We start from the raw sequence: 26,911 nt of genomic DNA on the forward strand, positions 1-26,911 counted from the left end.
AAACGCCAGTTAGGGTAAATACACCATTATGGGATTAGCCATATCAATAGTCAGCCGCTGCGATAAATGCAGTTGCTTGCTATCACATGGAAGGCTGCTTAAATGCCGGGGCAGCCATCGACGAAATCATAGGCATGAACTGGTTATTACTAGGGAAATTTGAATACCAAATAACTTTTTTACTCCATGCGACACGCATGTGTTTCTTTGTCAGAACGCCGGAATCAAAGGAGAGCGCCCGCAACGTTGTGGGCGTCCTTTTTCCTTATTTCATGGGCATTTGATCGAACGGAAATGTAGGTAATTGCGCTAACGGGGAACTTTAGTTCAATAATCCAGGGAGCAGTTTGCCGCCACGGCAGCTGCTCCATTTTCTTTAAGCTATTGGGCAGATTACGTTAATGAATTATTTCCCCATTTTCTGGAGACATTGAATTCACAATCAGATAAGCATAGTTGCGACGTCCTTTTTAATTTTGACTGCCTTTAGCGCTTCTGCAATATGTAATCTAAAGGTTGAAGATGTGTATTCAATACAGGTCGTTAGGAACTTCCCTGGGCCTAACAATAGGGACGAACTAGATAAAGAAGCGATTACACAAGTAGTTAGCTGGCTTCATTCTTCAAGGGAAACGAAGGTAATGGGTGAGTTTGACAATCACCCCACGCTGGCAACTTCAGACGAAAAAAATGTCGGAGGACAAGAACATGCATTGTTAGCTGAAAAGGACAAGAACTTGTACACTTAGCCGATTAGATGATTATCTAATGTATTTCGGTATACAGCTTAATAGTTACTTCTTACTATTCCGCTCCTAATTAACATCGAGCCAATCTATCTTGCGTGTACGTTTGCAAGATTTGCACTCGACATTATAATATCCCCTGAAGCCAGAATTAATGAACTGCTGCAGATTAGTTAAGATAAAGATTGCTGTGTGGTGACGGTGGCCATGTTTGAGATATTCCAAGTCCGAACAGATTCTTGACAACTTGGTAATAATAAATTATTGTATTAGCAAGTAAATCCACATATTGTAAAATGCAGTGAAGAGGAAGAGTAATTAATCACTCGAATCTTAGAGAGCCCATGCTGGTGAAATTGGGTATTCGAGCTTAATGAATGAAGCCTTGGAGTAGTAGACCGAAAAATTGGAGTAGGTCTACCGGGGATTTTCCGTTAAAGAAATGTGCAGCAAGATAATGAATTGTTGCATAATGAGCGGGTTTTTAACCAATTTAGGTGGTAACGCGGAAGCAAGCCTTTCGTCCTTTAACAGGATGAAGGGCTTTTTATTTTGAACCTATAGGGGGATATGATATGTCAAATGAGAACATGGCAGAACTGTTATTCCCGAATGTTGGGCAGTTACCGACTGATATTTATTCACTTTATCCGCTAAGAAATTTGTCTACATCTGCTATGGTGACACGTTTTGCACCGAGCCCAACGGGTTCATTGAATATTGGTGGGCTTTACGCAACTTTAATATCGGAAAGATTAGCCCACCAAAGTAATGGAGTCTTTTTCCTGCGTATCGAAGACACAGATAAAAAACGCGAAATAAAAGGCAGCATCGAAAACATTATCAATTCATTGTTATACTTCGGGATTCATTTTGATGAGGGACCTACCTTATCAGGTGACGATAAGGGTGCTTACGGACCCTATAAACAAAGCTCACGAATACAAATCTATAAGGTATTTATTAAGCACTTAGTGCGAACAGGATTAGCATATCCTTGCTTCTGTGATACGGACGATTTACAAAAGATAAGAATAAGCCAGCAGAACTTAAAAGTAACAACAGGTTATTATGGTCAATGGGCTAAACATCGAGATATTTCTTTTCAACAAGCCAAAGAAGAGATTTTGAATGGTAAACCGTTTGTTATTAGACTTAGATCTTCAGGGTCATCAGACAGGAGAATAATGTACAATGATTTGGTGAAAGGTCCGATTGAGTTACCTGAAAATGACCAAGATATTGTTATAATGAAAACGGATGGTTTACCAACATACCACTTTGCTCATGCCATAGATGATTATCTGATGGGTACAACCCATGTCATTAGGGGCGATGAATGGCTTTCATCTGTGCCTACCCATATTCAGTTGTTTGAAACCTTAGGTTTTAGAATACCGGAATATGGACATATTGCTCCAATAATGAAGCAAGTCGGAGCTTCTAAACGGAAATTCAGTAAACGTAAGGATCTTGATGGTACCGCTGAATATTACAAAGAACAAGGATACCCAGGAGTAGCTATAGGTGAATACTTCATGAATCTCATCAATTCTGACTTTGAAGAATGGAGGATGGCAAACCCTCATAAATCATTTAGAGACTTTTTTATCTATACTGATAAAATGAATGTCAGTGGTGCCTTATTAGACATGAATAAACTGGGTGACATCAGCAAGGATGTTATCTCAAGGCTCACGGGTAAACAAGTATTTGACCATTTATACACTTGGTCAAAGGAATTTGATTCTGAGCTATATACTTTAATTGACAAGAATAAGGAATACACTGTAAACATTCTAAATATAGGTCGAACGATTGAGAAACCAAGAAAAGATTATTCAAAGTGGTCAGATGTGAAGACAATGATTGCTTTCTTTTATGACGAATGGTTTAAAAAGGATGTATTGAGTGGCTATAAGTTACCTACAAATGTAAGTTTTGATGTTGCGAAAGAAATTGTATTAGGTTTCAGCAAAACTTATAGGTTTAATAATGAAAAGGAAGCTTGGTTCCATGAAATTAAAGAACTTGCTGAGGAACTCGGATTTGCAAAGGATATGAAGCAATATAAAGCCAACCCTAACAGTTACAAGGGGCATGTTGGTGATGTAGCAATGGTAATTAGGCGCGCTCTAACTAACAGAACCAATACACCTGATTTGTTTGATATTATGAAAGTAATGGGCGAAAATAGGGTTTTTGAACGAATGCAGAGATTTATAAGGATTTAAAGTAAAATGACCGGTCGGAACGCCGGTCATTTTTTTGTCTGCTGGGGGTTTGGGTTTAGGGATTAAAAAAACGATAATTTAACCCAAGAATGAGATGGAACGTTTCACTTTCCTTGCAAATGCTATGGGATCATCGAGTGATTCCCAGTGAACATACATCAGACGGGGATTCTCAAACAGCCAGTGATTGTGGACAGCCGTTACTTTTATCCCGTTATTTCGAAGATTCGACAGCAATCGATTCACTTGGTTTTGGAAGAGTGCCGTTTCCCCTAAACAGAGCGCGCGACCTGAACTGTCCAGTGATTCAAACGAGAAGAGCTGATAACGGATCAAAGGAGACGTGGTACGTCTGCCTAAAATAGATGCGTTTACTCTCCTATTTCTGGAGACAAAACAAACCGGGCCTTTTGTAATTTCATGCTCAGTTCCACCTAAAATGGTCGAGAATTGATTACATAGTCTTTTAAAGCGAGGACTTGCTTTTACTTCCGCCATACGAAATCATCCTCTCATGAAATAATATAAATACAACTATATAGCTCAACTGCATTAACCCAAGAATGCAATGGATTCTTTTGTTTTTCTGGCAAACGCAACAGGATTGTCAATCGATTCCCAATGCATATACATTAAACGAGGCTGTTCTTTTAGCCAGTGATTATGAAGCGCTGTTACTTTTATCCCACGTTTACGGAGATTCGACATTAAGCGATTAGCCTGGTTTTGATGTACGGCAGTCTCACCCAAACAAAGCGCGCGGCCCGACTTATCAAGCGATTCAAACGAAAACATTTGCATTTGAACCAAAGGGGAACGCGTTCTTCTTCCTAAGATCGACTCCCTTAAGTTCGTCATCCGCGTGACAAAACAAACCGGACCTTCTTCAATTTCCGATTCGCCGCCTAGGATTCTTCCAAATTGGGTGCAGAGCCTTTTGAATTGTGGGCTCACCTTAACTTGTTCAGCCATTATAAATCCTCCTTTAATCATATTCTAAGTATCTTATGATCAAAGGAGAAAATTGTATTGGACCAATAACTTATGTTACAAGAATAAAAAAACATGTTACATGTTTTTAAATCCTTAACCTCATGATACCGTGGCCGATCTGGTGGGTACGCCGTCCGCGCTAACAGCTGCAGCATTGACTCCAAGCAAGGCGATAATAACCACAATGAGCGTAAAGGCTAGTGTTGCATTTTGGATAATGATGAACCAGGGAGGGCAACTGCATCGGCTATCCAGACTGCGCGGCGAGAAGACCCTCTCGTCCAGATGAATGTAAACATGAAGGGGGAATGGAATAGATTATTAGTAGTTGGGAAGGTGGGAGAAATACGGCTGCAATCCTAAGAATACATTGTCTTTTTTCTGGTAAAATAGAATTCAAACTATAAGACAGGTAGAAGGAGTGCGGCAATGATTTATTTAAGAAGCTTTAAGCTTTCTGATTATACGGATCGAAATCCCAACATATACCCTGATTATGTATTTAAGCACGTGGCTGGAGAGGTGCTTTTGTTTGATCGAATTACTGTGTTGTATGGCAATAACGGTAGCGGAAAATCCACTTTACTCAATGTAATTTCCAACAAGCTAGGAATCTCGGGGGCTGAAAGAATGACAAGCTATGGGCATAGTATTTATGCTCAGCGATTCCTTGATTTGAGTAGCTATCAGCTTGGGCATGATGAGCAAGAGCATGAAATCAGGCAACTTCCAGAAGGAAGCCGATATATGAAATCAGAGGATATTTTATATGAGATCAAGAAGATACAGCAATCTTCCGTGCTGCGTGAGGGAATAATGTATGAGCAGATTAACAAAGGGATGAGCAAGGCTCAGGCAGCACAATATGAAGCTTCGTATGCGTTTAAGAAGAAGCTGGAGAACATTCAATTTTCACAAGAAAAATACTCTAATGGAGAAACGTCCATGCAGTTTTTTGAGGAATATCTGCTACCAGGGCAATTGTATTTATTGGACGAGCCGGAAACGTCACTTTCTCCTGCTAATCAAATAAGAATGGCAGAACAAATAAATGAGCTGGCACGATATTTTGATAGTCAATTTATTATTGCCACTCATTCTCCCTTTGTTTTAGGCACGTTACATGCAAAAATTTATAATCTGGATGCCAAGCCTCTTCAAACAGCAGAATGGTTTGAACTAGACAATGTACAATTTTTTTATCAATCTTTCAATAAGCATAAGCAATTGTTTGAAAGAGAGTAGGACAGACACAGATTGTAGCTTTTCATCTGAGCCGGGGTGGGCACAACGGCAAGCGGGCGCCGGCGTCGCAGTGGGCGGGAATCTTTGTAATAGGCGGCGCGGTCGACGTACGACCAACTGAAGGACAGTTCCAATTCGGTGAAACAGAAAGTGTGTTGAGGACCACAAGGGGCTGTTCGAAGAGCATCTCTTTGTCATCGGTGGCACGTCCGCCGACGGACTCGGGCCGCATCGGCTGGCTTCCGGATTCACTGCCCATAGGTAACCGGTCGGAGTACGGTGAATTCCATTCCTTCCATAGGCATGAAGCACCCGGTGTTGATGCGGGTGAACAGGGAAGGGCGGTGAGATGCTAGTGGCGCAGGGGGCGGGCTGTCAGAGAGGCGTCATCTTCTTTCGTGAAAAACGTCGCAACCAACTGAAGCATAGCTTCCATAGAAGCGAGCTACCCGCCGACGGAGAGGGTGAATCAGGAGAGTTCTGTGAGGCGGGTGGCGTTGCCGCCGCAGGAGGACGGGGCGAAGATTCGTCGGAGTTGTCAACGTAGGAGCTCCATCGGATACTATAGTTTTCTTGCTTTGACTACAAAAGTTACAGGAAGCATCTTTGCTTTTTTTGCAAAATCGCTGTTATCGTCCCGCGATTGCATAATTTCATCATCAGATTGCTCAATCAGTTGCTCAATTACAAATCCTGCTTTTGCCAACGCATTCACATAGGTTGATAGTTTACGATCCGATAATGTTAGCGCACCTTCATCAAGAGATACCGAATACCAAGATTCATCGAAATAACATTTTTTAAAAGCAAGCATATTATTTTCTGCAACAACACATTTGTGTATAGGGTGAGACCAACTGAAAATAAATACACCGTCTTTTTTAAGGTAAGAAGCGATCCGGCAAAAAGTACCCTCAAGGTCGGTGGTCCAGCCTATGGCATAAATCGAATAAACAAAGTCAAAATAATCCACTGGTATGCCACATTCTTCTTCCATGGGAGAACAGATCAATTTTGCTGAAAGACCGCATGCCTTCAAATGTTGCGTTGCCTTTTCGATTTGTTTTTCTGATATATCCACAGCCCATAGTTCAGATGCTTTGCGTTCCCCCTGATATTGCAAGGATTGACCGTTTCCACAGCCTATCTCCAGCATCTTTTTCCCTGAGACATCGCCAAAAAGCTGGCATTTTTCTTCTGAGACAAATGCTCCATAAAAAGGAAGCACGATTGCTCCTAAGAAGTCATTTCCTTTTGTATCCCAATAGAAGCTGTTTGTTTTATAAACAGAATTCTTGTCCATGCCGACGTCCTTCCCAAATATAAATAATATGAGCCTAAACGTATATCCCGACTTGCGCGTTATGACAATAACACATATCGAACACGAACACTCTGCGCTATTGACCCCAAAATAATGTACCATTTTTCTATGAACAATTCCACCTAAAATCTTCCATCCAGCATCCATTGGATCTCGTAGACATGACCGACCCATCCTGTGGCAATGGTAACGACCTGCAGCATGATATCAGTAAAGTACACCTCTCCGGAGCAATTTGTGATAACCAGACGGATGGTGATGGAGCGCAGTCTGCCATAGCCCTTGGGCGAGGCGTCCCGCGCCACATGCTGGAAATATGCCATATCGTATTTTCTATCCGATGGATTAAAGGATAGTAATATTAGTCTTTACGAAGCATTCGTGCTCAATAGCGAAGAAATTAAATTCAGAAGAGTGGGTTATACAAGACCAGCATGGAACGGCAGGGTAAGAATAGGGACTTGCCTTGCGATCCTAAATCAGAAACTCATAGCACATATTTGCAAAGAACAAGCTGAAATTGATAAACTTAAAGCATGGGGACAAGAAGCGTATAACCAAAATACTGAGGTAAGAGCACATTATATTTTGGATAGATACGCTCAATATCTTGTCGAAACTGATTCACCAGAATACCTGAAGAACTTACTGGCTATTAGAAATAGTTTTAAGCAGTTAGGTCCTGATGTTGGACCATATGGATGAATATAAGAAGGAACTAGATGGAGAAGTTGAAGATTTGATTGTTGAACTTAACCTCAAATCAGGGGAAATATGAAATGAGTAAAGGTGATATTTTCACCAGGCTCATTGCGCTAACGGGTACGATAGTTGAATGTCCCATGAATAGGCTCCCGTAAAAACGCGAGACAAAACTGTAATTCAAGTTTAGTCTCGCGTTTTATATTTAAGCAAAGTTGTGTCGTTTATTAAAACAGTTTTGTGTTGTTACCAACTCATTATTTTGCATCTGCAAAAATGGGGAATATAATGTATGACACTAAATGTCGGAGGACAAGAACATACACGCATAAGAAGTCGCACAATCCGCGGCTTTTTTGTTTTAACGTGCAAGTTCTTGTCCCGAGCTGAGGACAAGAACTTGCATCATTAGCCGAAATGGACAAGAACTTATATTCATAGCCGATTAGATGATGAAAATTTCTTCACGTTACAGACATCAATACGACAAGTGTCTAAAACATTCAGATTACTTTATCCGTTTGAAGAAAAACAGAAACAATGACATACTGGTGTCAGTAATGGTTGCTTATAATGGCAATTAAAACCAATAATAGTTATCTTAGGAGGAAATTGAGTGTGAGCGCAAAACAAACATTACGAGGATTTGCGACCATAAGTTACTGGGCAGATGATATGGAGGCGGCAAAGGCCTGGTACTCGGAGCTGCTGGGCAGTGCGCCTTACTTCGAACGCTTAGGACCAGATGGTCAACTAGCTTATGCCGAGTTTCGCCTTGGAGACTACCAGCAAGAACTGGGTCTGATCGATCGCCGTTTTGCTCCTGCGCGTGCAACGGCTGGCCCCGGTGGTGCCCTCATGTACTGGCATGTTGATGATATAGAAGCCACACTTAACAATTTGAAGGCCAAGGGAGCGGAAGAGTACAAACCGCTCGTACATCGTGGGGAGGGATTCATCACGGCTTCCGTCACGGATCCATTTGGTAACGTGCTGGGTATTATGTACAATCAGCACTATTTGGAGATGCTGAATTCCAGAATTCAGGGGTGACCAGAATAAATGGTAATAGATAAAATAGTACAAGTTCACACTCGACAAGAGTGGCGAGAGTGGCTAAGTTACTATCACAGTACAGAAGATTATTGTTGGTTAATAACTAAAGATCATAATTCCGTAAGTTACTTAGATTTTGTTGAAGAAGCCCTGTGTTTTGGCTGGATTGATAGCACACGTAAAAAAGTGGATGACACTCAAACGGCGCAACGATTCTCACCCAGGAAAAAAAGGAGTACCTGGTCAGAGCTCAATAAAGAACGTGTCCGACGGTTAGATAAATTAGGCTTCATGACAGAAGCAGGAAATAAAGTATTGCCCGATATGAACGCCGAATCTTTTATAATTCATAAAGATATCTTAGCGCAATTGCGTCAGGATGAAGCGCTCTATCACAATTTTCAAGCCTTGCCTGAACTATATGTTAGAGTCAAGATTGACAATATCCAGTCAGTGCGGAACGATGCAACCTTGTATCATAATCGATTGACAAAGTTTATTGAACATACCCGTATAAATAAAATGTATGGACAATGGAATGATAATGGTCGTCTTTTAGGGTATTAAACTTTATACCGAGAGGATGGTTAGGGCAGAAATAAATAAGAAGGCGACGAGAAGTTTATCGTCACCTTTATCGTTGAGCTAACGGGTAACGATAACATAAAGGGTTCCACACATTAGTTATGAATAATATGTAGACCCTTTATTCTATTTGATGTTTTGATGTTTAGGTCTTGATAAACCGAGAAAATAGGTAACTTTATGTCATTTATGTAGGAACATTAGTGTCATTAGACAACAAAGAAATGGAGAGAGAACTGGGGTTTTCGGTAAGAATAAGTCAGAAAGAAACTCAATGAATAGGAGAGTGTATTATATGTATGGGTTCCCAGGGCAAGTCGATTACTACTCGCGAAGCACGTGGTGTGCGCGCACGATGTCCTCCATGCTGACTGCCCGTTTTGCCGTATACGTCTCTTCCATTCTCTCGATCACACTCCCACTTCGCTGCCAGGTAAACGTTGATCCATTGTCTAATGACATAAAGTTACCTACATATTTGATGTGAAGAAAGCCTGATGGATCAGGCTTTTTGTTATTTATGTAGGAGAAATTGTGTCATGAAAAAATGCAAAAATGTTCCTATATTGTAGGATAATGGCATAAAAATGCCTACATTCTGACGGGACTAACCGTACGTATGTTGAACCAGTGTGCTCGGGTACAACCCTATTCAAGCGCTAAAAGCTTCAACGACATAGATCCGGTTATCGGGCCGCTGTTTGATCAGTTCTATATCAGCCTCACCAAGGTAGGAGTGAATGTCGGGACGGCAGCGCTTGCTACCTTCGAGGTAGACGAGAACGGCGAAGGTATGATAATCGTGGCGGCCGCGTACCTGGCTAGTCGTGGGGACTCTGTAAAGCTCTGTTCTTAACCGATCCACACCCAATATTCCCACAATCAGATGGGCATGGAAACGGCTTGCAGATCGGGAGACCTCGAAGCAAATGTATATTCTGCATCGCTTTTATAACAGTCATGATAAAAACTATCAATATGTCTTAGTAAGATTGAAAAATGTGTTAACCCTATCCGTTGATTGTCCATACCCATTCCTACAAGGGCTGCATTATATATTCATATAGGTCCTATTATCCTAAAATAAGGAATGGTGAGAAGATGGGCAAAGACTACAACTGCACCGATTGTAAGCAAACCAAATGCTCGTGTAGAAATAAACAGAGAAATAAAAATACCACTAACCAAACGAATACAAATAACCCCACGATAAGTCCGGTCTTCAACATTACGCTTCCTTCAGCGGCAGCTGCATTTACCCCTCAATACGCACAGGTTTATCAAGAAAATAATTTCCTCGTTACCGTGCCATCCAACACTGACATATCTTTTAATACAACCGGCTTAATTTCCCCCGGAATCACCCACACTCCCGGCTCAGCCATCGTTACCGTTAATGAGGGAGGGATTTACGCAGTAGATTTTGAGGTTACTCTGGCCTTGGGTGACTTGGGTGCCATGGATTTCGTTCAAGCGGCTTGGGGAGTGACAATGAATAATGCTCGTGTTAATAGTACCGAATCGGGTCTACTAGTATCCGAAAGCAGTACCCTAATAGTAAACACAATTTCATCCACCGCCATTGTAAATATTCCAAATGGTGCGCAGCTAACGTTGCGAAATATTGGCGTTACGGCCGATCTTTATGTCGGATTAATTGATGGTCAGGAGGTCAAATCAGCTTCTCTGCGATTAATCAAGATCGCTGAGAATAAATAATTTGAGGCAATTAAGTTACCCGGATATATCGAATCTGAAGTCTATATGGCATTAGCGTATAAAGGAGCAAATTAATCTGAATGTGATCTTGGTCTATTCTAGACAATATTCAATCACTTAATTCCATTCTTCGATTCTTACTTCATGGGATTACTATTCAGTCATCTGATCTCAAGTTATTGTGAAATCACATTTATTGAGGCATGCATTTGCAACACATGCTGTTCAAAATGAGAAAATACCATTGGATATAGTGAAGACACTCTTGCATCAGAAAGATATTGAGGTTACTAACTATTATTCGATGCCAACACAAAAACAGATTTCTGAATCAGTATATATGTTGCATGAAAATTGGCTGTCATATGTCAATATACAAAAGGGATACTTAGAGGTCCAGAAGAACTGAAAGAAATATACGAGGATTACCGTGAGAAGGTAGGTACTTTATCTAAGGTAGTTGGAGGTATTTGCACTATTGACTCAGTTTGTCCAACTAAGATGGCATGCGTTGGTTGTGCTGCTAAAGTTTCTAGACCAAAATTTAAAGACGAAATCACAGCATACTATAATTGGGCTTATGAAAGTGAGAAACGATTTGAAAAGCTTGGTTTGCCTTTAATGGCGAGAAAAATGAAAATCTCAAAAAATAGAGCTCGAAATGAGTTGAAGGAGATCCAATTAGTTGATACCAACTCGACGAAGAATATAAACCAACGGTTCATTTCAACAAATTCCAATGAATTGAAATGGCTGTCAGAGATCTATGACAAAAGAAAAATGAGGTCGTATTCTTTAGGTGTAGAAGCAATTGATTCGCTTCTGAAAGAGGGCAAGAAGGTATCATATCGTTCAGTAGCTATGAATTCAAAGGATTTAGATCCAGAAGGTAAGGGGATTCACTCAAATACGATTAAAGGTAATGAACAGCTTTACTCATATTATCTTCAACATAGTAGTGTGAAAATTAGCACCGTTAAGATGAGAAATAGGAGTCCAATTGTAATAAGTGATTCGTTATTTAGAAATATTAAGCTTGGAAGAGATATTGATAGTTGAGTCCATATAATTGTGTGAAAAGCGGTTCCAAATATTAGAGTGAGCCATGTTCAAAACCCTCAGTTAGAATGGAGTTTGCGAAGACAACATTCAAGAGGAGTTTTGAAATGGCTCAATATCAGATTACTCTAGATTCACAGCTTGTGCATCAACTTTTTGTAGGAAATTCTCAGGATGCAGGTGTTGCCAAACTTTTAGAGACGGTATTAAACCAAGTTCTGCAAGCTCAAGTGACGGAACAAGTGCCAGCAGAACGCCATGAGAGAAATGAGGAACGCAGAGGTTATCGAAATGGATCGTACCCTCATCAAGTGAACACACGTGTAGGAACACTTACGTTACGTGTCCCCCGAATTCGGGATGGAAGCTTCTCCACAGAGCTATTTGCTAGATACCAAAGGAGTGAACAAGCCTTCGTTTTAGCACTTATGGAAATGGTGATTAATGGTGACTCTACTCGTAAAGTATCTACCATTACCGAAGAGTTATGCGGCGTAGAGTTCTCTAAATCTACGGTCTCCGATCTATGCAAACAACTCGATCCTGTGATCTCGGCTTGGAATAATCGCTCACTGGAAGACCACGAGTTTCCCTTTATACTCGTCGATGCCTTGTATGTCAAAGTTCGAGAGAATGGACGTATACGCTCTCGTGGCCTATTAATCGCAACAGGTGTAAATACCGATGGATATCGTGAAGTAACAGATATGAATGAACCATAAAAGCTGGTATTTATAGTTTCTGTTGAGTAGAGGGAATAATTAATTATGATGCTAAGTACCATTTGAGCAAGATAAAAACTGTTTTTTCAGGTAAGTTTGTAACTCTGTTACCATTACACCGTCCACACCGGGCGCTCCTCCGTTCTGGCACCACTCGCTGTAGGCGTCAGCGGAAGGTTGTCTCCTTCGAGCATCTTCTCCAGTAGTATGCTCTGATCTTTGCGAAGGAAGGGACGGCTTGTGCTGGCGGAGAACTCGGCGCTCCGGCATACCCCGGCGGCTTCAATACTTATATATACTGAACGTTTGGTTTAAGTATTTTCGAAAGGTTATCCCATCGAAGACAAAGCTGTGGCTACAGGAAGCAGTAAAGCTAATATATTTGCATTTCCAGAGTAGGAAGGGCTTGTTCAAGTATTTACTGGAAGAATGGTATCGAGGGTGGGAAGAACAATGGGAAGAAAATATGCAACTTTACAAAACGATCGAAGAAAAATTGTATGGTTTAGTGGAACATGTGGTTGCCATTGACCTGCACCATCCATAAACCATGGCTTTAAATGAGTTTTTAACAGTGCTTGGAGTACAAACGATGAAGAAGATATGACCAATTACGTCTCTAAGCACGTTGCATTAACCAAATCATGCTGGGAGAGACCATCGCAAAGGGTGAACTGCTACAAGAAGATGCGCGAAATCTAGCGATCATCTTGGAAGCAACGTTAATGGGCTTACGTGAAATTTTTGGCTATATTGCAGAAGATGACATAGCCAGCTTCTATTCTAATGAGATCAGATTTTTTCTGCACGGGACGCTAAACCGTTAATGTTTGCTCAAAGTCTCGAAGGAGTAAAACTATGAGCAAAGAGAATCGTGACAGAATATCGAAAATGGAATAATTAAAAGATGAATGGTTCGTGTCCGAAAGTGAGAGGATTGGCACTGTAAAAGTATATCTATTCCAAAAGAAAAGTACACATACGATCCAGAAACTGGTCTCCGTTAAGGTCGATGTAAGCGACCTGTACCACAATCAGGATGAACAGGCATGGCGCATTTTAAGTGATGTCGTGAAGTGATTTGTTACTATATCGCCACTTGCAAAAGCGCGTTATATCATTGATGACAAGAAATCTGCAAATGTTGGAAGACGAGTTGCCAATATTATAAAGCGGTGGGGTGGAGCTTACCATCTAAAGTTGCAATGATGGTATATGAAAATGTCAGACGACAAGAACTTATATACTTTGCCGAAATTGACAAGAACTTGGATACTTAGCCGATTAGATGAGTGTCTAATGTTACTCAGCATCGACAGCTTGTTAAGCTAACGGGCAGGATAGCTCAATACGAGCCGACTACTTAACATAACGCAGGAATGCCAGTTTTTTGTGAGGTTGAAAACCCGCATTCTGCTGGCTGGGCATCTGTAGCCCCCGTATTACGTAAAAAGGCTGGTAAATGACCAGCCTTACAGTAAGGAGTATCCCCGCGTCATTATTTCCTTTTACACTCGAAGTACTTTTACCACTAACCGTTTTATTGCACCTATAATCCGAGGTTTTGTCCATGAAGGAGAAACAAAAATCGTATACATTCCTAATCGATTTCCACCCCATAAATCAGTAATAATGCCATTGCCGACAACCGCTGTCTCATTTTTTCGGGTTCCGAGTATATCCAAAGCAGCCATAAATGCTTTTTTCTTCGGTTTACTCGCTTCGAATAAAGCCGGAATCTCATTAACCAGCTCGTTTCCTTGCGAAGGAGGTTTACTGTTCGAGACGATAATCAGCTTAATCGCATATCGGGACTTAAAGTCTTTCAGCCATTTCTTCATCGAATCCGATGCAGACGGAGAATTTTTCGGAATTAATGTATTACTCCAATTAAATATTATTCCTTTAATTCCTGCCCGTTGCAGCGCGTCTCCGTCTATGTCATAAATTGATCGCACAATTTGTGAAGGTTTGAAAATAGGCATAAGCTTCCTCCGTTACATTTGATTACTAAGCTAGTCATAAGTCGTATATAGTTTTCCTTTACCTTCATTTTTAATCCCCTTATCCGTCAGCACACTGAAGAAAGGAGAATATGATCAAGTTACATTTTGTGACCGTGCCTAGCTGTACATACTCGAACAGAACAAAAATAACCGAGAAAAAGATGACGATTAAGCTAACGGGAAACGATAGCTCAGTAAAGAGATTGAAGGCAGCCGGCTTTGTGATCGGCTTCCTTTTCTCAACTAACGGGCATTTGATTTTGATTCAGATTGGTTGTTGAATGAGAACTGCAAGAATATCCGCCAACTTTTCGTCAATGGGAATTCGATGACCTTGAACATAAGTCTTTTCAATATAGAGAGAATTTGTTGATGATATAATAAAAAAAGCGAAGCGCACTGATATTTAAATTAACAGGAAACGTTAGTTTAGATCGGCATGGAGCAGTTTGCCGGTTGGCAGCTGTTCCATTTTTCATTAAGCTAACGGGCAGTTTCGGCTAACATCCCCCCTAACGTAAAAATCATTCTGGAGAACCGATTATATAACATGATAACTTTTGTAAAATAAACCAAAGTGTTTATTTTCTGGTTTTGAGGAGTTGAGAGGATGGAGACAAAATATATAGATGTTAGGAGAAAACGAATTTATACGGAAATTTTTGGAGACAGAGAGGCTCCTACATTTTTGTATCTTCACGGTGGACCTGGTGTGGGTTCTTACGACTTTAATCTTGTTTAGGCCCATCGCCTTTCAAAATTTATTCGATTAATTTCAATTGATCAAAGAGGATGTCTTCGCTCTGATGCTATTGAAGAGGCAGAAAGTTTCGGCTTGCAAAATCTTATGGAAGATTTTGAGATTATAAGAAAATTACTAAGTATTGAAAAGTGGGGGTTGATTGGTCATTCCTTTGGTGGATATTTAGCAATTGAATATGCTATTCGGTATCCAGAGGTAATTAACACATTAGTCTTAGAGTGTCCGACATTTGATTTTAAAGAATTGCTAAGTTCAGTTGTTAAAAAGGCAGAGAAGTTATATAGGGAAGATGGATGTCATGAAATTGCTGAACGTTGCAAAATGGCGTACTCCCATTCTTTAGAAGAACTTGATAAAGTCTTTTTCGATATTTCTGAAAAACGAGACCAAGTATATATCAGAGGGTTAGACCCTAATTTTTTTAATGAAATTGTTAACCAATCAGATATACCTCAAAATGATTGGTTAAAGCAGACTACTTTTCAACAGAAAATAAATCATGAGGTGTTCAGCCAGCCAAACCTCGACAAGCTTTCAAGTATTAGTTGTCCTATCTTGTTGATAAAAGGAAAATATGATCCGATCTGCAGTGAATATCAAACAGAGTTCATAAGACATGTTAGAAATTCGTCTGTAAAAATATTCAACAACTCTGCTCATATGCCTCGACATGAGGAACCTGAACTTTTTGCAGAAACCATCAAAAATTTCGTTGATAAGAATATCTCATCTCTCAGCTAACGGTGAACAATAGCATCATGACGAACAGGCTGCTGGTATCATCAGCAGCCTATTCAACTAAAGGGCAGTTATCGACAAGCGCAAAGTATGAGTAATGGCGAACGGATCATCATGAAGGATACGTTTTGAATCCGAAGTTTTGATCTAATAATCTTATGTTATCATTACGAAAAATGGAAAAGTAACCAGATAGGATAGTTCGAGTTCTGCTGTTGAACCGATACTCTAGCGGAAGGAAGGGGAACATGGAGGTAATATACAAGTATTCTAGGCGGTTCCATCGGTTGCAATGGAAATTAACCATATATTATATTCTCACAACGATTGTTGTCATGCTTCTGCTTGAAATGATTGTTGTCCTGGGTTACTACCTTTTCGTCAATTATAATACTGATCGAATACTTGCCATTCAGGTAGGTTCGGTCGCACAAAATGCCGCCATTCATTTTAGCGGACCGTCCGTCAACGAAGATAACCTGTATCAAACATTAAAAGATTGGCCTTCGGAGACGGGAACTGAATTTCAGGGGTATTCTGCGGCCTTCGATCCAGACGGCCGACCGATCGCCATTACAAGAGAAACGTCCTTTGAAGATAACACAGAGCTGCAAATGCCTGCCGAAGTGAAACAGCACGTACAGACCGCATTGACACTGGAGCCTTCTTCGGTGAAACCGATGACCACATACATATATAAGGAAAAGAGCGCTGTGTACATTGTGGCTCCGATTGCCAATAAAATTGCGGTTAGGGGGGCTTTGGTGGTTAAAGCGGAGCAGGTACGCCTCTCTTCTCAAAACCTAAGGAATTTTATGCCCAATGTTTTTTCCTTTTTTGGTATCAGTCTTATAGGTTTCATTATTGGGGCGGCCATTGTCGGCCTCACTTTTGGAATTATTACTTCACGAATTCTGGTGGGCCGGATTCAAAGGATATTGATCTCCACGAATCGATGGAGCCAGGGGGATTTCACCGTATCCATAAACGATCCGTCCGGCGATGAATTGGGGCAGTTGGTTCATCGGCTCAACCAAATGGCAAAGCAGCTAAAGCAACTGCTCTGGTCACGGCACGATTTGGCGACGATGGAAGAGCGTAATCGCCTGGCCCGGGAACTTCACGATAGCATCAAGCAGCAGATGTTTGCGGTCTCGATCTGGGTCAATACCGGGAAATCCTTGATCGGACAGAATGAGGAGGCCGCCAGGTCGAATTTGACAGAGGCAGAGCATTTGATCGGTCAAATGCAGAGGGAGCTGAACGCCCTTATACTGGAATTGCGCCCGATAGCCTTGGAAGGGAAGCATCTTTCGCATGCACTAGAAGATTATGTGCGCGCCTGGCAGGGGCAAACCGGAATTTTCGTAAATTTAGAAGCAAGCGGCGACCAGCGGGTGTCTCCCGTCATTGAAGAAGCCTTCTTTCGAATTGCGCAGGAGGCATTGTCAAATGCTGCCCGGCACAGCCGGGCAGATACAGTCAAACTCCGTCTGGAATGCGGCGATCCTGTGACGCTAGTGATTAGCGATAATGGCTGCGGTTTTGACGTTAGGGACGCAGGTCATGGTGTTGGACTCTCCTCCATGCGCGAGCGTGTGCTCACGTTGGGCGGGCAGCTCGATATCTGGAGCGATAAGGGAAAAGGCACGACAATAACGGCCCGCTGCTTCCAGAAAGAGTCAAGAGGATTGAAATGAACAAAAGTTAGCGTTCTTCGTAAAGGAGTGGACAGGATGGCAAAGTTGGAGCCGATCACGATTCTCATTGTCGATGATCATGCGATTGTAAGACATGGCTTGTGTGCGTTATTCACAATTCAACCGGACTGTCTGGTGGTCGGCGAAGCCGATTCGGGAGAGAACGCTGTGCGATTGGCTGCGGAGCTTGTGCCCGATGTTGTGCTTATGGATTTGGTGATGCCCGGTATCGATGGCGTAGAGACGACGAAGCTCGTGAAACAAATCAGTCCGCGATCGCACGTGATCGTGCTGACTTCGTTTCATGAGGATCAGCACATCTTTCCGGCTTTGCGTGCCGGAGCGCTTTCCTATGTGCTCAAAGATATCGACCCCGGCCAATTGGTTGAGACGGTGCGCAGGGCCGTACATGGTGAATCGATGATACATCCGCGTGTAGCTGCGCGCGTTGTCCAGGAGCTTCGAGTCACGGAACGGGCGGATTCCAACCCGTTCGCCGAGTTGAGCGAACGCGAACTCGAAGTGCTGCGTCTTATTGCCGGCGGACTTTCGAATGCCGAGATTGCCGCGAAATTAATCATCAGCGAAAAGACAGTTAAAGGCCACGTCAGCAATATACTAGGAAAGCTGCATATGCTGGACCGTACCAAAGCGGCCGTTTTTGCTTGGGAAAAGGGGCTTATGCGGCCGGATTAAATAAAAATCGGCCGTCCTTTTCCTGCCTTCATTATCCTCAACTGCTCCCTTTATGGGCTTGCCCACAGTTCTGTTCCAAACAAATACTCCCCTTCCATATAGACGTTTTAACACGCATTCTGCACCCTCCACTATCGCTAACTTCGCATCTGTCATATTCATTCCTGCACGTAAACAGTTCTTTGGATGCGGGTTTAAACAGACCTGCAGTCGCGTTACAAACCAATTGTTCTGATGTAACATCAAGATGACGAAATGGTGAACCATTTCTTGTTTGTCAATGGAGGCGGTGGATCGTTCGGGTAATTGCGGATTTACAACGTTAAGCTTATGTTTCTAACGAATGCACGATTTAACAACGTTTAGAAAGTTTTAATATGCTCCCAGCCTAAAGGAGACTTGAGGAAATGAGGAAGATAAAATGCCGAGATTAAGCCGTTTTCAACTATTGGAACGAAATAAAGATAACCGAACGCCAATTGAGCGGTCGGCCTCACGATTGATGAAGATGCGTAGAATCTGCGGTTATGGCGCCGCCATAGCGGTGACGCCGTATCTGCTGATCAAAATTGCCTGGACTTTCGGTCTCTTCATTCCGACCGAGCAAATGGGCGACAACAGTTGGCGCGCGATCAACGCAGCAACCGTGGTTGTCGCCGCGGTCGGTATCCTGCTGGCGATGGCGTTCAGTAGGCCGTGGGGTGAGCGGCTGCCCGCCTGGCTGGTGGCCTTGCCCGTGTGGTTGGGCACCGGTCTGCTCGTCCCCATGCTATTGCTGGCACCGGTACTCGGCCCGGCCGCCATGACCCGGGACAAGGAGGCAGGCGCCACCGACTTCTGGGCATACGAGCAGATCTTCGTCATGGTCTCGCTGGTCGGGGTCGGCATTTGCCTGCCGCTCGCCTTGGCAGGGTACGCCAAGTCGCGGTGGCCCGAGGCACTGGGCGGTCCGACCGACTACGCGGAGCTGCCGGGACACACCCGACAGTTGCAAATCACCCTGGCCAGGCTCGTCGCAGTCGGCTGCATTCTGCTCGGTGTCATCAAGGTGTTCTGGGCGGTGGGCGGCACCCTCGGCATCGTCCCGGACATGCTGGATGACCGCGATGTGTGGTGGCACCTACTGACGTTGAGTACCGGCGTGTGGGCCTTCGCGGGGGCGCGGGGTCTGCTGGTACTGACCTCCCGCCACGGGTCGCGGAGGTTCCTACCCTCCATGGCGGCGGCCTGGATCTCGTCGGGAATGCTATTCTCCTATAATCTCTTTTCCGCCATTCGCTCCGATTCGCAGTACTCCCCGGAGTACCCGCTTGCACGAGTCTTGACTACAGAGGCCGGCATTGTCTTGGGCGTGATGATGGGGATGATCATCCTGCTAGTGCTGCATGACCGCCGGCAAGCCCTGCGCGGCGAGTCCTGAGAATCCGCTATGACCGCCGTGCCTACCCCTCGGATGTTCTGCCACAGCATATAAATGCCTGCTGGCGGGCTTGTACAAGTGGTTCCCTCATTGCGCTAACGGGAAACGTTAGTTGAATAAAGACGAGAAGGCAGCCGCTCAGATTGATCAGCTGCCTTAATTAAGCTAACGGGCAGCAATGGTTAATAGGTAATTTGGTTTTCCTGGGTAATAAAATGAGCAATTGATAAGAAATCATAACATTTGTTACATTCTATGATATAAGGAACTTCGCATGAAAGGAGAAATCAAAATGGCAACAAACAATATCAGTGAACCAGAGAATGATAATGCCCTTACTCCACAAAATCCGTCTAAACCTGATCCTGCAATGGGACGCTTGAATGTCTTCGTAGGGAAATGGAATACAGAGGGTGTGATTAAAGCGAGTCCGTCCGGGCCAGCTGATCAGTTGATAGCAGTAGATACCTACGAATGGTTGCCTGGGGGTTATTTTCTTATTCATCATGTTGATGGCCATATGGGGAAAGATGAGGTTAAGGCTATTGAGATCATTGGCTATGATGCTTCCACTCAGAATTACACCACACACTCATATGACAACCAAGGCAATTTCAGTGCATACCAAGCGAACCTACTCGACCGTGCCTGGACAATTTTGGGGAAATCGGAGCGATTCACAGGAATGTTTAGTGAAGATAGCAACACCTTAACAGGTAGTTGGGAGCTGTCAAACGACGGTAAGAATTGGGTACAATGGATGGACATCAAGTTGACTAAAGTCATCTAGCTAAAAAATCCCCTACTATTTATATTCTGTTGAGGTTCGAATACGAAATCAGTATCAATGGGCTGCTAAAAGCGGCACCCCTATCTACTTAACTAACTGATACGATAGTTGAATGAAAACAAAAGGGTAGCTGATCATATCGATCGGCTACCTTTTTTTGAACTAATGGGCAGTTTACATTAACGAAAAAATAAAACCGGCACAATTATGTGCCGATAACCAATTGCCGTATGCCAAAAATGATACCCCTAAAAAAGCCATGTATACATAATAGTATATAAAAAAATTCAACATAAGTCTATTAATTTTTTGGTGAAAACTGTATGTTATTTATGCGACCGCGGCGCAAAACGATAATGTATGAAGGGAGAAGACCTGCCATGATTACGCTCAGAAAAATAACGCTGGAAAACCGACGCGCTATATTTAACTTGGAAGTATTCGAAGAACAACGGCGCTTCGTTGCGTCCAATCTGTCAAGCGTGGCTTCGTGCTATGTCCTTGCAACCAATGGGGGACATCCATTTCCGTTTGCCATTTACTCGGATGGGCAGCCGGTCGGTTTTGTTATGTTGACTTATGGAATTACCGGGTACGACCTCCCGTCAATCGCACACGACAGCTATTGTATCGTACGACTGATGATTGACAAGCACCACCAGAACCGGGGATACGGTCGGGAAGCCATGAAAAAAATCTTGGAATTTACCCGCACCTTTCCGGCTGGGCCTGCACATTATTGCTGGATTTCTTATAAGGCAGATAACTTACCCGCCAAAAAACTTTATGAAAGCTTCGGATTCCGTGACAACGGCGAAATCTTAGGAGACGAGCTAATCACCGTATTGCCACTCTGATTTTCACTGGAAACTCAACTATCGAAAGACGAAAGCGCGGCGATGGAACCGATCAATCGCTGTTTTTCATTGCTGCAGGCACCGTTCCGCTAACGGGCAGGTTAAAAGTGATTGGGAACAATGGAAATTGGAAAGCACCGATAGTGAAGCAATTCGGCTAATGGAATGGGGTATCGAACTTCCTAAGAATGATATAGACGTTGCCGAAGTGTCGGATAAGTATGATAATTTCAAAGACAATTATAGAAAAATGTTTGCTATCGAAACGCTATCAAATAATCAGTTAGTTGGACTCATAACTTAAATTCATTAGACCACAAAAATGGAGTGTTTAGTTTTGGCTTGGGAGTGCACAGAGGTTATAGGAACAATGGATACGCATCAGAAGCAACAAGAATTATTATGCGATATGGCTTCTATGAATTACGGATGCAAAAATGCAATTCCAGCTGTGTTGAAATAAACGAAGCATCACTTAAATTCCATAAAAATCTTGGATTCATTGAAGAAGGACGAAGAAGAAGAATTATTTATATGGATGGAAAATTTTATGATAATATTTTGTTGGGGATAACAAGAGAAGAATTTGATGAAATAGAAAGTGAGTATAGCAAGATTAAACATCAATAAAAGAGAAGTTCTATCCAAAGAAAACCACTCCATTTGAAGTGCCCCCTGTCAAGTAGACAGTGTAAAAAACAAAAATGGTTAGATTATTCCCCTCAGTTCAAGTTAACAGAGCTGAGGGTTTATTTTCTTTTCTCATCGTTAAGCAGCTCGTCGATACTCGTTGGGAGACAAGCCATTTAATCGCTCTGTATAGCGGTAATTGTTGTAGTAGCGGATATAATTTCTCACGTCTTCGAGGACGTCATCATAGGTTTCGTGTTTCGTCAGATAAAAGCTTTCTGCCTTCAATGTACCCCAAAATCGTTCAATGGGTTGGTTATCCAGGCATCGGCTCACACGAGACATACTTTTAGTAAAACCGTACTTAACCTGAAGTCGACTGTACTCATGTGAGGTATATTGGAAGCCTCTGTCGCTATGGAGAAGTGGAGTCACCCCCGGGTTCCTCCCGTAAGCTTTCTTCACCGTATCCATAACGAGTTTATTATTGTTGGAGTGGCTTAGAACCCATGAAACGATGGAGTTATCGTATACATCAACGATAGCGCTCAGATAGGCTTTACGACCATTCCCATACTTCAATTCTGTTACGTCTGTGCACCACTTCATATTAGGAGCATCTGCTTGAAATTCACGATTCATTACATTTTCAGCTACATGGATTTCAGAGGCTCTCACGTAGTTCGGTCGTTTCTTGCGAATCACCGATTTCAATCCAAGAGCACGCATAATTCGATAATAACGCTTTTTGTTGTAATTCCTTTTGAGTTTACGGTTTAATTGTGTGCGGATTTGACGATAGCCAAGAACCCCCTTTCGCTTGTCATAGCGAAGTTTCACTTCCTTAGCGAGCGAAAGAATTTCAAGTTCCCGGGTGGATGGCTTCCATTTCAGCCATTTATAATAGGCAGATCGAGCGATTCCGGCTATCTCACACAGCTTCGTGATGGCATAACCTTTCTCAGCGTGCAGTTCTTGGATAGCTTGGTACAAGTCCACATGCCGGACTAACGTTAGCGTGTATTTCGTCGCTTGATCTCTGCCAACTTTTTTGCGAGGGCGTTCTCCATTTCTAAATATTCGTTCCGTGCTTCCAGTTCTTTGATCCGAAGCTTGAGTCGTTCATGGTCATCTAGCTCTTCTACAGGCTTTTTGCGACCACGATTGTCCTTGAGAGACTCCTCGCCGCCAGATTTATATTTTTGCACCCATGAGTACACCTGGGGATAAGAAACATCATATTTCTCCATGGATTTCTGATAATCCAAATCATTGGCGATCGTATACTGCGCGATTTCAATGCGTTCTTCGAAAGTGGTTTTACGTCCTTTATTCATACGAGATAGTCCTTTTCCTTTACGAGTAGGTTTTATTTCTTCCCTACAAGTATACTTGGAAATCCATCCCGTCAAAACACTTTTACTCGAAATATGATACTTCTTTGTCGCCTCTCGTATAGAATGATTTCCGGATAAAACATCCCTGATGGCAGCAAGCTTCAGTTCCTTTGAATATGCTTTACATCCTCTGGATTTCTTTAATCCTTCATAACCATCTGCTCTATATTTCCTTATCCAATCTTTAACCGTGTTTTTATCTACCCCCAACTGCTTGGCTTCATAACTAGGGGTCGTCTCATGCTGAAGGCATCGCTTTACGATACGTAACTTTACATCAAAAGAAATTGGATTCCTTTTGGACATCATAAAAAACTCCCATCATTAGTAGAGTAGAATTTTGTTTTTTTCTACTGTCTACTATGATGGGAGCATATCAATTGTCAGGAGTGGCTTTGTCTTTATATACTGATGTATATTTTATGGTCAAACTGTACTTTGTGTTTAGATACAATACGGTGAACCATCATAAGTAGAATTGCTGATCATTGCGCTAACGGGACACTATAGTTCAACACTGAGAGGGCCTGTCGCTAGGCAGCCTTTCGTTACGTTAACGGGCAGGATAGTTCCAATTTGTGGTATATTAAATCTCAATGACATATTCTAAGCGGAGGTACTTATGAATCCTGCTTTTGACACCTATATCCAATCGCTGGCCGGTCGGGATGTGACCGTCATCGGCGCCGGCGTCAGCAATTCACCTCTAATCCGAATGCTGTGCTCGGCCGGGGCGCGAGTCACCGTGCTCGACCGCAATCCGGCTCTGCCCAGGGAGGAGTGGGACGATCTAGGCGTCGATTTGCGCCTAGGGGAGAATTATTTGGATCGCATTAGGGGCGACGTGGTGTTCCGCACTCCGGGCATGCGTCCAGACCATCCGGCGCCGGACTCGGCCCGCGCTGGCGGCAGCCGTGTGACCAGTGAGATGGAGGAGTTCTTTGAGCTGTGTCCTTGTCCCATTTTCGGCGTGACCGGTTCGGACGGTAAGACCACCACCACGTCGCTGATTGCAAACATGCTGGCTGACGGGGGACGTACGGTACATCTGGGCGGCAACATTGGCACGCCACTGCTGACGCGCGCGGGTGAGATGTCGCCGCTGGATGCGTGCGCGGTCGAGTTGTCTAGCTTCCAGCTGATGGACATGACGCGCTCTCCCCATGTGGCGATAATCACCAACATCTCGCCAAATCACCTTGACTGTCACCGCGACATGAATGAATATACCGCCGCCAAGCGTCGCCTGCTGGATTTTCAGACTTCTGACGACTTTGCCGTCTTAAACGGCGATAATCCGGCGACTGCCGCACTGCGTGGGCGGGGGAGGACCAAGTATTTCGGTGGGCACACTGTCCACGATGGTGTGATCGACGGTCTGTTACCCATCAGTGACATTCGTTTACCGGGGTGGTACAACGTGGAAAACGTTATGGCTGCCATAAGCGCTGTGGGGGGGACCGTGTCGGAGATGAGGCAATTCTGGAGACGGTGCGCAACTTCGTCGGTGTGGAGCATCGAAACCAGTGGGTGGCAACTGTCAGTTCTAATGTCTAATGACACAAATGTGACCACATTACGAAAAGTACTAAAGCCTGATTCTCTGGGCTTTTTTTATTTTATGTGGTTTGATTTGTGTCATTAAAAAATGCACAAATGTGACCCCATTGTAGGATTTTGACACAAAATTGGGTACATTGTGGAGGACCTTTGTCGATTAGGTGTTCCAACGAAGAACGTTATCTACCTGAGCCACGTCATTCGAATGAAATTTATTTACTAACAAAGAATACTAAAATATATTTGCATTAAATCCGACTGCATCGGTAATCAGTAAAAAGAGCCCGTAGGGAAAGCATCCCACAAGGCTCTTTTCTTATGTGAACATCTTAAAAGGGAGGATGCAGCAAGCAAAGAATCAAGCCGTACTCTTCATCAGTCTTTAAAATAGGAGTCGCTTACTCATCAAACTTTAGCACCTGGACTTCCTTTTTTCATTTCATTATAGAAGTTCTTGTCATTTGCTCAAGACAAGAACTAGTACAAAAATCTCTATACAATCCCGATAGCAAGGAGTACGCGAGTTATTAAACTAACGGCAGGTGCGATGCAAGGCCGAGTGTTTCATATTGAGCCTCATGACCAGTTTGTGATGGATCTAGATTCTTCAGGTTTTGTCGCTTACGGTGAACTGCACGGAGCGAATTACAATCATCACTATCAGTAAGGAAGATTTTCTTGCTTCTTTTGATCCTCACGCCCCCCTATTTTTGAGAACATCCTGACCTGATGCCGCACCCGGCTGTTTGAACATTAGCAGGGTGCGGCATTTTTATTGTTCATACAGGTTGACAATGATAATCGTTATCAATAATGTGAAAATAGACGAGAGTCCTCATGCCCACCTTTCCGCATTCCAGCGGCAGATTTTTGATTGACTACGAGTTTACACAGTAAAGAAGGAGATTCGGACTATGGCGGCTATTAGAGGAGGGAGGGGAACTGACCTTAAAATCGCTTCTCGATGCCAACGCCTCCGAGCTGGAACAGCAGCTTGTTGAATCGTATGTACTGCATGTGGTCAAGAGCTGCACAGGATGTATAACGATCAATCTCAGGATTACCGGCAAACTACTATTGAAATGAGGTATGCAATGTGAAAATCAACGTTAATCAGTTAGCAGAGCATTTTGCTCACACTCCTTTTCAAGTAGAAGGAGTATATCGATATGCTAGAAATCCAGGTGTGCCGTACGCTGACTATACAGATTCTTTTCCTGGATTTGTGTTTCCACTTACAGGGAAGGTACAATTTCAATTTAATGGCACGCCTTATATCCTTTCGCCAGGAAACGTTGTGCATGGGGGTGCAAAAATGAAACTAGCTCAAGAAATGTTTGGCAACACCAACTGGGAATATATTCTTGTTTTATACCGGATATGTAACTCAGAACTAGAAGAGTCAAGCTTTTCTCATCAGCATTTTGAATTATCAACGGGACAATCTCCTCGTCTTATCGAATTAATTATGCGTCTTTGGCATGTGTATAATCAGCGTGAAGGCATTTCGATGTTTCAGACCGAAATGCTGTTTCGCGATGTACTGAATGAAGCCTTATTATGTGTTGTTAATAGGCAAAATAGCTGTGAATCACATACTTTATTCGAACGGGTATCTAATTATATTCATGAATACTATTATCAAAGCCTTACAATAGCATCGCTTGCAGAACAAAATAACGTTAATCGAAATCGACTTTCTTACGTATTTAGAAGACATGCAGGTATGGGGCCAGCAGAATATTTATTAAAATATCGTATAAACATGGCGCAAGAAATGCTATTTACTAGTGATGCGCCTGTTCAACAAATTGCGCAAACTGTTGGAATTGCTGACCCCTTTTATTTTAGTAGAGTATTCAAGAAACAATTTGGTATTTCTCCTACTGAATATCGAGAGAAGTTCATCAATAATCCATGCTAATTTCAACAGGCATCCATTCTAATCTAAAAATTACTTTACTATACT

30 protein-coding genes, 1 pseudogene and 1 other annotated feature are annotated in these 26,911 nt (G+C 42.8%); of the genes and pseudogenes, 23 read left to right on the forward strand and 8 right to left on the reverse strand.

Translation table 11 applies throughout. The annotated features are described in order from the left end of the window. The first annotated feature begins 1,038 nt into the window (after nucleotides 1–1,038). Nucleotides 1,039–1,277: a binding site (T-box leader), on the forward strand. A gap of 44 nt (nucleotides 1,278–1,321) precedes the next feature. Beyond that, complete coding sequence (gene gltX, locus B9N86_RS14475; RefSeq protein WP_208919897.1) at nucleotides 1,322–2,980, forward strand: glutamate--tRNA ligase; 1,659 nt, start codon at nucleotides 1,322–1,324, stop codon at nucleotides 2,978–2,980. Nucleotides 2,981–3,058: 78 nt separating this feature from the next. Here gltX and B9N86_RS14480 read toward each other — a convergent pair whose 3' ends face one another. Next, nucleotides 3,059–3,478 carry a DUF1259 domain-containing protein gene (locus B9N86_RS14480; RefSeq protein WP_208919898.1) on the reverse strand — a complete coding sequence of 140 codons (420 nt, stop codon included), beginning with the start codon at nucleotides 3,476–3,478 and terminating at the stop codon, nucleotides 3,059–3,061. Between the two features lie 54 nt (nucleotides 3,479–3,532). Further along, complete coding sequence (locus B9N86_RS14485; protein WP_208919899.1) at nucleotides 3,533–3,952, reverse strand: DUF1259 domain-containing protein; 420 nt, start codon at nucleotides 3,950–3,952, stop codon at nucleotides 3,533–3,535. Nucleotides 3,953–4,402: 450 nt separating this feature from the next. Here B9N86_RS14485 and B9N86_RS14490 point away from each other — a divergent pair, with 450 nt between their 5' ends. Beyond that, complete coding sequence (locus tag B9N86_RS14490; protein WP_208919900.1) at nucleotides 4,403–5,218, forward strand: AAA family ATPase; 816 nt, start codon at nucleotides 4,403–4,405, stop codon at nucleotides 5,216–5,218. A 191-nt stretch (nucleotides 5,219–5,409) separates the two neighbouring features. Continuing rightward, nucleotides 5,410–5,574, forward strand: a complete 165-nt coding sequence (locus B9N86_RS14495) for a hypothetical protein (RefSeq protein WP_210190681.1) — start codon at nucleotides 5,410–5,412, stop codon at nucleotides 5,572–5,574. Between the two features lie 206 nt (nucleotides 5,575–5,780). Here B9N86_RS14495 and B9N86_RS14500 read toward each other — a convergent pair whose 3' ends face one another. Both B9N86_RS14500 and B9N86_RS14505 read right to left on the reverse strand, forming a co-directional pair. Then, nucleotides 5,781–6,521: a class I SAM-dependent methyltransferase gene (locus B9N86_RS14500; RefSeq protein ID WP_208919902.1), complete on the reverse strand. Its 741-nt coding sequence runs from the start codon at nucleotides 6,519–6,521 to the stop codon at nucleotides 5,781–5,783. A 143-nt stretch (nucleotides 6,522–6,664) separates the two neighbouring features. Next, complete coding sequence (locus tag B9N86_RS14505) at nucleotides 6,665–6,847, reverse strand: hypothetical protein (protein WP_244563096.1); 183 nt, start codon at nucleotides 6,845–6,847, stop codon at nucleotides 6,665–6,667. A gap of 109 nt (nucleotides 6,848–6,956) precedes the next feature. Between B9N86_RS14505 and B9N86_RS14510 the strand changes: the two genes are divergently transcribed. From B9N86_RS14510 to B9N86_RS14520, 3 genes are all read left to right on the forward strand, one after another. Continuing rightward, complete coding sequence (locus B9N86_RS14510; protein WP_210190682.1) at nucleotides 6,957–7,247, forward strand: hypothetical protein; 291 nt, start codon at nucleotides 6,957–6,959, stop codon at nucleotides 7,245–7,247. 615 nt (nucleotides 7,248–7,862) lie between these two features. Then, complete coding sequence (locus B9N86_RS14515; RefSeq protein ID WP_208919905.1) at nucleotides 7,863–8,297, forward strand: VOC family protein; 435 nt, start codon at nucleotides 7,863–7,865, stop codon at nucleotides 8,295–8,297. Between the two features lie 9 nt (nucleotides 8,298–8,306). Beyond that, the gene (locus B9N86_RS14520; RefSeq protein WP_208919906.1) at nucleotides 8,307–8,867 is read left to right on the forward strand and encodes a YdeI/OmpD-associated family protein; all 561 of its coding nucleotides are present in this window, start codon (nucleotides 8,307–8,309) and stop codon (nucleotides 8,865–8,867) included. 342 nt (nucleotides 8,868–9,209) lie between these two features. Here the strand turns inward: B9N86_RS14520 and B9N86_RS14525 are convergent, their stop codons facing one another. After that, nucleotides 9,210–9,347, reverse strand: coding sequence for a hypothetical protein (locus tag B9N86_RS14525; protein ID WP_208919907.1), 138 nt, complete (start codon nucleotides 9,345–9,347; stop codon nucleotides 9,210–9,212). 157 nt (nucleotides 9,348–9,504) lie between these two features. Here B9N86_RS14525 and B9N86_RS14530 point away from each other — a divergent pair, with 157 nt between their 5' ends. From B9N86_RS14530 to B9N86_RS14560, 7 genes and pseudogenes are all read left to right on the forward strand, one after another. Continuing rightward, nucleotides 9,505–9,741 (forward strand): hypothetical protein, encoded by a 237-nt coding sequence (locus tag B9N86_RS14530; RefSeq protein ID WP_208919908.1) that lies wholly within the window; start codon nucleotides 9,505–9,507, stop codon nucleotides 9,739–9,741. A 245-nt stretch (nucleotides 9,742–9,986) separates the two neighbouring features. After that, the gene (locus tag B9N86_RS14535; RefSeq protein WP_208919909.1) at nucleotides 9,987–10,604 is read left to right on the forward strand and encodes a hypothetical protein; all 618 of its coding nucleotides are present in this window, start codon (nucleotides 9,987–9,989) and stop codon (nucleotides 10,602–10,604) included. A 354-nt stretch (nucleotides 10,605–10,958) separates the two neighbouring features. After that, nucleotides 10,959–11,663 carry a hypothetical protein gene (locus B9N86_RS14540; RefSeq protein WP_208919910.1) on the forward strand — a complete coding sequence of 235 codons (705 nt, stop codon included), beginning with the start codon at nucleotides 10,959–10,961 and terminating at the stop codon, nucleotides 11,661–11,663. 107 nt (nucleotides 11,664–11,770) lie between these two features. Then, a pseudogene (locus B9N86_RS14545) lies at nucleotides 11,771–12,364 on the forward strand (IS256 family transposase); the annotation flags it as partial. Between the two features lie 403 nt (nucleotides 12,365–12,767). Continuing rightward, nucleotides 12,768–12,932 (forward strand): TetR family transcriptional regulator C-terminal domain-containing protein, encoded by a 165-nt coding sequence (locus B9N86_RS14550; protein WP_208919911.1) that lies wholly within the window; start codon nucleotides 12,768–12,770, stop codon nucleotides 12,930–12,932. 97 nt (nucleotides 12,933–13,029) lie between these two features. Further along, nucleotides 13,030–13,212: a hypothetical protein gene (locus B9N86_RS14555; RefSeq protein ID WP_208919912.1), complete on the forward strand. Its 183-nt coding sequence runs from the start codon at nucleotides 13,030–13,032 to the stop codon at nucleotides 13,210–13,212. A gap of 91 nt (nucleotides 13,213–13,303) precedes the next feature. Beyond that, a complete protein-coding gene (locus B9N86_RS14560) occupies nucleotides 13,304–13,465 on the forward strand; it encodes a hypothetical protein (RefSeq protein ID WP_208919913.1) in 162 nt (53 codons plus the stop codon). A 428-nt stretch (nucleotides 13,466–13,893) separates the two neighbouring features. On the opposite strand, the gene B9N86_RS14565 is transcribed toward B9N86_RS14560, so the two are convergent. Continuing rightward, the gene (locus B9N86_RS14565; RefSeq protein WP_210190683.1) at nucleotides 13,894–14,370 is read right to left on the reverse strand and encodes a YqeG family HAD IIIA-type phosphatase; all 477 of its coding nucleotides are present in this window, start codon (nucleotides 14,368–14,370) and stop codon (nucleotides 13,894–13,896) included. A gap of 784 nt (nucleotides 14,371–15,154) precedes the next feature. Here B9N86_RS14565 and B9N86_RS14570 point away from each other — a divergent pair. From B9N86_RS14570 to B9N86_RS14605, 8 genes are all read left to right on the forward strand, one after another. Then, entirely contained in the window at nucleotides 15,155–15,895 is a 741-nt protein-coding gene (locus B9N86_RS14570) for an alpha/beta fold hydrolase (protein ID WP_208920389.1), read from the forward strand. 284 nt (nucleotides 15,896–16,179) lie between these two features. After that, nucleotides 16,180–17,592, forward strand: coding sequence for a sensor histidine kinase (locus tag B9N86_RS14575; protein ID WP_244563097.1), 1,413 nt, complete (start codon nucleotides 16,180–16,182; stop codon nucleotides 17,590–17,592). A gap of 36 nt (nucleotides 17,593–17,628) precedes the next feature. Beyond that, on the forward strand, nucleotides 17,629–18,288 hold the full coding sequence (locus B9N86_RS14580) for a response regulator (RefSeq protein ID WP_208919916.1): 660 nt from the start codon (nucleotides 17,629–17,631) through the stop codon (nucleotides 18,286–18,288). 508 nt (nucleotides 18,289–18,796) lie between these two features. Next, nucleotides 18,797–19,708 (forward strand): hypothetical protein, encoded by a 912-nt coding sequence (locus B9N86_RS14585; protein WP_208920391.1) that lies wholly within the window; start codon nucleotides 18,797–18,799, stop codon nucleotides 19,706–19,708. 292 nt (nucleotides 19,709–20,000) lie between these two features. After that, nucleotides 20,001–20,498 (forward strand): DUF1579 family protein, encoded by a 498-nt coding sequence (locus B9N86_RS14590; protein ID WP_208919917.1) that lies wholly within the window; start codon nucleotides 20,001–20,003, stop codon nucleotides 20,496–20,498. 380 nt (nucleotides 20,499–20,878) lie between these two features. Next, entirely contained in the window at nucleotides 20,879–21,355 is a 477-nt protein-coding gene (locus tag B9N86_RS14595) for a GNAT family N-acetyltransferase (RefSeq protein ID WP_208919918.1), read from the forward strand. Nucleotides 21,356–21,515: 160 nt separating this feature from the next. Then, entirely contained in the window at nucleotides 21,516–21,659 is a 144-nt protein-coding gene (locus B9N86_RS14600; RefSeq protein WP_208919919.1) for a hypothetical protein, read from the forward strand. A gap of 23 nt (nucleotides 21,660–21,682) precedes the next feature. Continuing rightward, entirely contained in the window at nucleotides 21,683–21,985 is a 303-nt protein-coding gene (locus B9N86_RS14605; RefSeq protein ID WP_208919920.1) for a GNAT family N-acetyltransferase, read from the forward strand. A gap of 138 nt (nucleotides 21,986–22,123) precedes the next feature. On the opposite strand, the gene B9N86_RS14610 is transcribed toward B9N86_RS14605, so the two are convergent. Together B9N86_RS14610 and B9N86_RS14615 are read right to left on the reverse strand one after the other, a co-directional pair. Further along, entirely contained in the window at nucleotides 22,124–22,984 is an 861-nt protein-coding gene (locus B9N86_RS14610) for an IS3 family transposase (protein ID WP_210190619.1), read from the reverse strand. Between the two features lie 14 nt (nucleotides 22,985–22,998). Beyond that, on the reverse strand, nucleotides 22,999–23,691 hold the full coding sequence (locus tag B9N86_RS14615; RefSeq protein WP_208919921.1) for a helix-turn-helix domain-containing protein: 693 nt from the start codon (nucleotides 23,689–23,691) through the stop codon (nucleotides 22,999–23,001). 313 nt (nucleotides 23,692–24,004) lie between these two features. Here B9N86_RS14615 and B9N86_RS14620 point away from each other — a divergent pair, with 313 nt between their 5' ends. Together B9N86_RS14620 and B9N86_RS14625 are read left to right on the forward strand one after the other, a co-directional pair. Further along, a complete protein-coding gene (locus B9N86_RS14620; protein ID WP_244563098.1) occupies nucleotides 24,005–25,027 on the forward strand; it encodes a Mur ligase family protein in 1,023 nt (340 codons plus the stop codon). Nucleotides 25,028–26,038: 1,011 nt separating this feature from the next. After that, nucleotides 26,039–26,866, forward strand: a complete 828-nt coding sequence (locus B9N86_RS14625) for a helix-turn-helix transcriptional regulator (RefSeq protein WP_208919922.1) — start codon at nucleotides 26,039–26,041, stop codon at nucleotides 26,864–26,866. Nucleotides 26,867–26,911: the final 45 nt, after the last annotated feature.

The organism is Paenibacillus uliginis N3/975, from assembly GCF_900177425.1.
In the GTDB taxonomy this organism is placed as follows: Bacteria; Bacillota; Bacilli; order Paenibacillales; family Paenibacillaceae; genus Paenibacillus_AQ; species Paenibacillus_AQ uliginis.